We start from the raw sequence: 7,875 nt of genomic DNA on the forward strand, positions 1-7,875 counted from the left end.
TAACAAGAGAAAGCTAGGCTAATAATCCAGTGTAGAAAACATTGTAGTGAATTTTACACAAGAGTCAGGACTTGACCCTTTACTCAACTTAAACTTTCTAATGGGGTAAGAAAGTATAAGTTTTGCATGCTTATTCAGTTCTATTTTGTCGAGAAACTGTACGTCCTCTTCGCTGATCCCTATCCAATGCTTCCTGAACGAGATCTCTCCCTTTAATTTTATAGTTGATGTTCAAGAGAATCGCCGTATTGATTAACAACAGGATAATGATAATCCAGGTCATCGGTTTTCCTCCTCTTTATGTATTTGACTAACAGGCCTCTTCGATTAAACCTTCTCCACTCCTTCCCTTCTAAATCCAATATGCAAGCATAATGGTCGGTCTTTTCTTAACGCATACATGAGTCTTTGAACAAAGATTTCCGGCATAGCTGAACTTCAAAACAACTCTCCAATACCAATCTTTTTATAAAAAAATCCCCCTCTTTATTTCAAGATTTTATCCCATTTATTTCCTTGAATATAGTAGGGAAAAAATTGTCCCCAACGAATATAATACAGCATTCGGACAAGAGCATTTAAAGCAGGATGAATTTTATAAAATCAGAATTGGGTTCTATAGGCTTATCGTGTTCCTGGTCGCAAGCCCCGGGGAAGACTGTCGCGAAGCGATTGGTTCGGATATTTATTTCATCTCGGGCGGAGAGCGTTTTCCTTCGGAATAGGACGGCTGATTAACTTTGTTCCAGTAAATATTGCATTTTCATTCATCGGACAGGCTCCCGTCTGCTACCAGTTCCAGGATCGGCTCACAACGTACCGGAGAAGGGATAGTTACGGTCACATTGCCTTTACTAGGAAAGGAAGGATGAGAATGCTGAATCTGGTCATTGTAGACGATGAAGCTATTGTCCGTCATGGAATTCGTCATTCCGTACCCTGGGAAGATCTGCAATTCAGCCGGGTGGAAGAAGCTGCCTGCGGGCAAGAAGTCATGGACCGTTTCGAGGATTGGCAGCCCGACTTAATCATTACCGATATGATCCTGCCCGACATGGATGGAATTGAGTTAATCCGGCAGGTCAAGGCCCGCAAGCCCTCCAGCAAATTTATCGTCCTGAGCTGTACGAACGATTTCAATTATGTCAAGGAAGCCCTGCTGCTCGGGGCCTCCGATTTTTTATTAAAAATGACGATCCGTCCCGATGATTTGACCGAATGTGTTCGTAAGGTCGCCGCAGAAATGATAGAGCAGAAAAAGCCGCGAAACGGATGGGGGAGCATACTGCCGCAGGAGCGTTATAAGGTGGAGAGCTTCTTTAAAGATATCCTGACCTATAGGTACGCAGCGCATCAAATCAAGGAATTAGCCGGTCTGTTCCGTCTCCGCTCGATCCTCGTAAGGTTTTCTGTGACCGTCATGCAGGTGAATCTGAAGGAGGCTTTGCTGCGGTTTGGGGAAGACGGCAGCTATCTGGTCAGCTTCTCGCTGATTAATCTGCTTCAGGAGCTGGCTCATAAATACGAAGACCTGGATTTCTTCAAAGTGGAGCATGACGAATATGTGTTTCTTGTGGAAAGCCGTCCGCAGGAAAGCTTATGTGAATATGAAGCAAGATTGATCCGCCGATGGACAGAGCTAGCCGGTCATATACGGAAGCATCTTAAGCTTGATGTCCGTTTTGGAATTAGCGGCTTCTGCCCTCTGGAGCGGCTGTTGACCGGATACGCCAAAGCGAAGAAAGCTGCAGAAATGAACATGTTCCGTAAGGAAACCTTTACGGTACATTGCCGCGAGCTATCAGATCAGCCGAATGCGGGTGAGGATGCCGATCTGGTGGCTCTTTTTGACAGCGGCTTCCGGCAGCGGATTACACATGCGTTAACCTATGGCAAGGAAGACGAGGCTCTGGAGACGATCGAGGAGCATTTTGCCCTGCTGCAGGCGGACCGATGTACGCCCCGGACAGCAAAGCAATGTATAGACAAGACGGCCGCTTTGATGAAGGTGTGCGCGATGGAGTTTAACAGTTATCCGTCTGCCAAAGATATAGGACCGGTCGAGGATTGGGAAGGGCCGGGGTTTAACCTTCACTGGAACGTCGAGCGGACGAAGGAGCGTCTGAAGCAGTACTGCACTTATTTGCTGGAGCGGAAGCGAAGACTGATGGATACGGGACGGAGAAGGGTCATAGTGGAAATTCAAAGCTATTTATCCGTCAATTATGCCAGCAAGATTACGCTGGAACAGACAGCCAAGCATTTCCATTTGAATAAAAATTACCTGTCCCAGCTCTTCAAGCTGGAAACCGGTGTCAACTTCACCCGTTACTTGAACGGAATTCGGGTGGATAGGGCCAAGCAGCTAATTCTGCAGACTTCGAATACCGTCGCTGAAATATCGGAGAAAATCGGTTTCAGCGATTTTCGTTATTTTAGCCGCGTTTTCAAGCAGCACACCGGCCTGAGCCCGATGGAATTCAAGCAGTCGATGAATGATAAAGGGGGGAGAGCGGGCCCCGTTTGATTCTCCAATTGCTAAATAATGCAAGCGTTCATTTTCACCTCAACAGGGGTACAGCCTAGTCCCCCGTTTAGGATTTCTAGAGACTTTCTTTCCGGCCTGATTTTTATCCACCTCGAGCTGAAAATGCTCCACCTTTAATGGTTAATGCGGTAAATGATTAAGATGTTTTACTTAAATTTTCTGAATATTGTGCAAAATGTAGTGATTCTATGACATTGGCGTTAGCCTTAGGCAATTGTAGTATTCTTGGTGATACCTTATTTCTGGAATCAGGGAGGTGGTACCGGGGACAGAAGGCAGGCTTTGGACCTGAAATTCCGAACGGGAAATTTGCTTTCTGTACAAGTTGTCCTTGGTTTTTTTGGCATGGAATCAGAAGGCCGGAGCTTTCCCCGGGAGAAGCTTCGAGGGCTCGGCCCGCACCGGCATGGTGTAGAGAAGTAACGAAGTGGGAATTTTCGACATCGGAGGAGGGATCTTGACTTGCCCGTAAAAACCGGAGTGGATATCGACCCGCCGCGAGTACCTGTGCGACGCCGCAAACGATTCCTGACCCGCAACGATTGGATGGGGTATTTGTTTAGCGCCCCGTTGATCGTCGGAGTGATGGCGTTTGCCATATACCCTATGTTTGCCGCCTTGTATATGAGCTTCCTCCAGACGGGTGGATCGGCGATGTCCGGAACATGGGTTGGTGCGAGCAACTATGAGTATGTAATGAAGGACCCCATTTTCTGGCAGGCCTTGTATAACACATTCTATATGGGGATTTTCTCGGTTGTTCTTGGAATCGGGCTGTCCTTTATTCTGGCGAGCCTGATCAACAGTCTGAAATGGGAGCTCGGCAAAAACTTTTTTAAAGGCGTTTATTTTCTTCCCAACGTTGTCTCGGCAGTAGCCACCAGCTTGTTATTCTCCTTCCTGTTTTATCCGGCCAAAGAAGGATTGCTAAACTTCGTCGTCGGCTGGTTTAACATCGAGCCGGTCGGCTGGTTCACCGATCCCCGGTTCTCCCGGTTCAGCATCGTGCTGATGAGCTTATGGGGAGCTCTCGGCTACAATACGATCATTTTCCTGGCCGGGCTGCAAAGCGTTCCGCGGGAATTGTACGAAGCGGCGGAGGTGGACGGAGCGGGCGGGCTGAAGCGCTGGTATTACATTACCATACCGTATTTAAGACCGATTTTCGTCTTCATGCTGATCATGGGTACCATCGGGGGCATGAAGAGATTTACCGATGTTTGGTTAATCGGAGGCACGGCGGGCAACCCGGGCGGCAGCCTGATGACCGCGGTACTGTATATTTACCGGAACGCCTTCCTCGCTTCGCAGATGGGCGTAGCTACGGCAGCTTCCTATTTGCTGTTTATTATCATTTTGATCCTGACCATCTTTATGATGCTGATGAATCGGAGGAAGAACAGCATCGACTGATTTATAAAGCAAGAGCGAAATTCGGAATTTCTTTGAAAAGGTGACAACACTGCTCAATCAAGGCTTGCGCCGAATTAATTGGTAAACGCTTACTTCAAAGAAATGCTTTCATTTTCATAGACCATTCGGGGGGCGATTTCATGAGAAATCGAATGGCAGTCAAGACAGAAACTTCTTAAGGGGGGAGAGCATTGTCCCAAACGAATACCCTGCAGCCTCAATCTCCATTAATACAGCCCAAAATCGGCAGTCGGCGAAGAAGGGAAGCTGCTGCACAGACTTTCCTTTTTATTATTCTTTTTCTCGGTTCGTTCGTCATGATCGTTCCTTTTCTATGGATGCTGATCACAAGCTTTGACTGGGCGGCCCGGCTGAACATTACTTTTCCTCCCAAGATTTGGCCCGAGGAGCCGTCCTTCAAAACTTACGAAGCGGCTTTTACCAACATTCCCATGGCCAAATATATTTTGAACTCGATTCTCGTCAGCGCCGGAGTGATTTTCGTGAGCTCCATGTCCGCACTGCTGTCGGGTTATTCCCTGTCCAAAATCCGGTTTAAAGGAGCGAATATCGTCCTGCTGCTGGCTCTGAGCACGATGATGATTCCGTTCGAAATGACGATGATTCCCCAGTATTTGCTGTTCAGCAAAGTCGGATTGATCGATACGTACTGGGCTTTTTACCTGCCTGCTATGAACTATGCTTTCGGAACCTTTCTGGCGAAGGCGTTCATCGATCAATTGCCCTCCAGCTTAAGGGAGGCCGGTGTCATTGACGGAGCCAGCGAGTTTGCGGTTTTCTGGAGAATTTATTTTCCATTGTGCACCCCTATTATCGCTACGATGGTTATTTTGCTTTTTCTCGGGGTTTGGAATGATATGCTGTGGCCGCTGCTTGCGCTCAAGACCCCCGATAAATACACAATCCAAATCGGGTTGGCTATGTTCACCTATAACAACGGCATCAACCAGCAGCCTTCCATCATCATGGCCGCCACTACGGTGAGCCTTATTCCGGTCGTTGTCGTCTATTTGTTCCTGCAGCGCTATATTATCGAAAGCATTGCCTTGACGGGAATTAAACAATAGAGTTTCCGGCCCAAGGTAGAGGTCTGTTCTTGTTCAATGGAGAGAGACCCCGCAGCATTACCAACCATAGCGGGTCCCTTCAGCAGTTCACGAGTTCATATAAAAGGAAGGGGTTATTCCATGAAAAAAGTCGTGTTAATCCTGCTATCCATCTTGATGGCGGTTTCGATCGTCGCCTGCTCCTCGGGTTCCGGCGGCAGCGACTACGGAGATGTCAGCAAAGTGTCCGATATGAAGGGCACCGTCCGGGTAGCGCTGGCCGGTTGGAATCTGGACAACGGCTTGGACCCGCAAACCGGGAAGAAGACCGTTGGACTCAACCAGTACTTGAAGCAGACCTTTAACAAAATGTACCCGAACATCAAGCTGGAAATTTACCAGATTCCTTGGGAGAACGCAAAGGCCAAGCAAACAGCGATGCTGATGTCCAAGGATGTGGATATTCTGTATTCGGGGGGAGCTTTCGCCTCTCAATGGTACAACGAAGGACTGCTGCGCGATATTGACGATTTGATCGCCAAGGACAGCAGCTTTGATCCGGGCATCTACCTGGACGGAATATGGAATAATTCGTACAGCACCAAGTCGCCGGACGGGAAGAAGCAATTCGGGATTCCGGCCATACTGGGACGCAGGCTGATTGTCTTTGACAAGAAGCTGTTTGAGGAGTGGGGCGTCGAACCGATTTCCGAGAAGCCGACGCCGGAGGAAATATTGGAGAAAGCGAAGAAGATGACCGGCAAGAACCCGAAGACCGGCGAGGATAACTATGGATTGTACTGGAGCGGAAACTCGCTCAACGGCTCCACCTTCGTTGCTCTGACGCTGGCCTTTAACGCTCCGGGCGCGGAAGGAAATTTAACCGATTTGAAAGGAATCAAGTGGAAGCTGAATACTCCGGAAATGGTTAAAGTAATGGAGTGGCTCAAGGAAGCCGCCAAGCTTCCGCCGGCCGGATTCGTCAACGGACAGGGGGCGGAGAACTTTGGAAGGGAGAAGAATGTGATCGCCATCGGCATCGACCAGACCGGCGGTTCCACGATGAGCGAGTATCGCTCGAACAACAATAAAGAGCTGCTCGACCGGTTCGAGGCGCGGATGAATATGGGGCCCAAGGGAGAAGGCTGGGTGGCGGTCGACCCGTTCGTCATGGCAAAGGACGCCAAGGATGTGGACGCTGCTTGGGAGGTCATGAAGTTTCTGTCCGGATACCAGACCCAAAAGTATCTGTATGAGAACTTCTCCAATACGCCTACTTTGAAAAATGCCGATTTCGTCGACAAGGAGGACAAATATATCCAGATGGCTCTCAAAATCGCGGAAGTCGGACATTCGGAGCTGATGGATGAAGCGAACCCCTTCTACATGAGCGATATCGTCCCCGCAGTCAACGGCTTCATAAGCAAAGCAGCGACAGGCAATGCCCCGGACATCCAATCGTTCCTGGACGATCTGCAGAAGCGCGCGGAGAACTGGTCCGCCAATTTGAAGTAAGCTTGAGGTGGCAAGGTGGGCGGCAAGCTTGCGGAAGGTAGTAGGAGGTCTGCAAGGCGAGCTAACCTTCAAAGCATAGTTCCACCACGATTGGTAAGAGCGTCTCTCGCGGTCCTCGTCAGATTCCGTATCATGCAATGGATCAATGCTGATGTTCACTTGCTAATTTAAGATTTTAGCCTTCCGGCTGGATGAAATAGCCATTTTGCTCTATAATGAAGGAAAGTGACGAAGAACGTCCTTATTCATCTTATTGATGAGTGAGGGCGTTTTTTTATTTTTCCAAGGAGCAAATATTGAAGGAGTTGGTGTAATGTGAATGGATTTCAGGAGGCGCACTCCACTTTTATTGAGTATCATCTGAACAAAAGAACAGGAGAAAGGCGCGGAAGACTGGAAAGAGGCCATGGGCACGCGGAGGTCATGTTTGCAAAAAATATATGGTGGCCTTTAAAAGGTCATTTTGATGACTTGCATCCGGAATACGAAGTGATGGATTGGCGGGTTAGGTCATACTTTGCCGATTATGTGTTAGCGCCAAAACTCTGGAAAATTCTCATCGAAATTAAAGGTTACGGTGAACATGTCGCCAACATGGATCGTACAAAATATTGCAACGAACTGAATCGGGAAACATTTTTGAGCGGTATGGGATTCCATGTTATTTCGTTTGCTTATGACGATGTGGCTAATCGGCCTGATCTTTGCATCTATTTGCTGCGCATAGTGCTTAATCGATATGAATCGGCGAACACCAAGGTGGAAAGGGTATTTTTTGCAGATAATGAAATCTTGCGCTACTCCTTATTTCTAGCCCGACCCATCCGGCCCATCGATGTTTCCCATTATTTCTCCATCGATCATCGAACGGCGGTAGCTCATCTCAAACGGTTATGTCAAAAAGGGTGGTTAAAGCCGATCATCCGCGGGACGGGTTCAAGAATTCTTTATTATGAGGTTACAAAACAGGGTCTCGAAAGCGGCCTTATATAAACTGCACTCTTCATCATTCGGTTCTTTCCGCACCTCACGAGACTTCTAGTGGGCGGTGTGTGTGGCGTGGTATGACAGTGGTTAACAACATGGAGGAAAATGGGCTTCATGTAGTTGGAATCCTCTAGAGCGAAATGTGCAGACTAAATGGATTGCATGTAGTCGGAATCCTCTAAAGTAACAACTAAGCAACAACTAAGCAACAACTAAGCAACAACTATATGGGTTCACACAGTTAGGGATCCTTTAGGGCGAAAAATGCAAACTAAATGGATTTCATACAGTTAGATTTCTATATTCGGAAGAAATATGGAAACTAACTGGAAAACCTACAGCTAG

At 47.9% G+C, this 7,875-nt stretch carries 6 protein-coding genes; 5 read left to right on the plus strand and 1 reads right to left on the minus strand.

The window, feature by feature from the left end; translation table 11 throughout:
* Positions 1–130: 130 nt before the first annotated feature.
* Entirely contained in the window at positions 131–283 is a 153-nt protein-coding gene (locus ACTHRH_RS25235) for a hypothetical protein (protein WP_440418200.1), read from the minus strand.
* 585 nt (positions 284–868) lie between these two features.
* On the opposite strand from ACTHRH_RS25235, the gene ACTHRH_RS25240 reads away from it, so the two are divergent.
* The 5 genes from ACTHRH_RS25240 (at position 869) to ACTHRH_RS25260 (ending at position 7,536) form a co-directional block, all read left to right on the plus strand.
* Complete coding sequence (locus tag ACTHRH_RS25240; RefSeq protein WP_379291476.1) at positions 869–2,527, plus strand: response regulator transcription factor; 1,659 nt, start codon at positions 869–871, stop codon at positions 2,525–2,527.
* Positions 2,528–3,094: 567 nt separating this feature from the next.
* Positions 3,095–3,961 (plus strand): carbohydrate ABC transporter permease, encoded by an 867-nt coding sequence (locus tag ACTHRH_RS25245; RefSeq protein ID WP_440418205.1) that lies wholly within the window; start codon positions 3,095–3,097, stop codon positions 3,959–3,961.
* Positions 3,962–4,203: 242 nt separating this feature from the next.
* Positions 4,204–5,049 carry a carbohydrate ABC transporter permease gene (locus tag ACTHRH_RS25250; protein ID WP_379291510.1) on the plus strand — a complete coding sequence of 282 codons (846 nt, stop codon included), beginning with the start codon at positions 4,204–4,206 and terminating at the stop codon, positions 5,047–5,049.
* 120 nt (positions 5,050–5,169) lie between these two features.
* The gene (locus ACTHRH_RS25255; protein ID WP_379291474.1) at positions 5,170–6,543 is read left to right on the plus strand and encodes an extracellular solute-binding protein; all 1,374 of its coding nucleotides are present in this window, start codon (positions 5,170–5,172) and stop codon (positions 6,541–6,543) included.
* A 423-nt stretch (positions 6,544–6,966) separates the two neighbouring features.
* Positions 6,967–7,536 carry a hypothetical protein gene (locus tag ACTHRH_RS25260; protein WP_440418203.1) on the plus strand — a complete coding sequence of 190 codons (570 nt, stop codon included), beginning with the start codon at positions 6,967–6,969 and terminating at the stop codon, positions 7,534–7,536.
* Positions 7,537–7,875 lie beyond the last annotated feature (339 nt).

Origin of the sequence: Paenibacillus sp. SAFN-117 (genome assembly GCF_051966115.1) — a bacterium.
GTDB lineage: Bacteria > Bacillota > Bacilli > Paenibacillales > NBRC-103111 > Paenibacillus_L > Paenibacillus_L residui.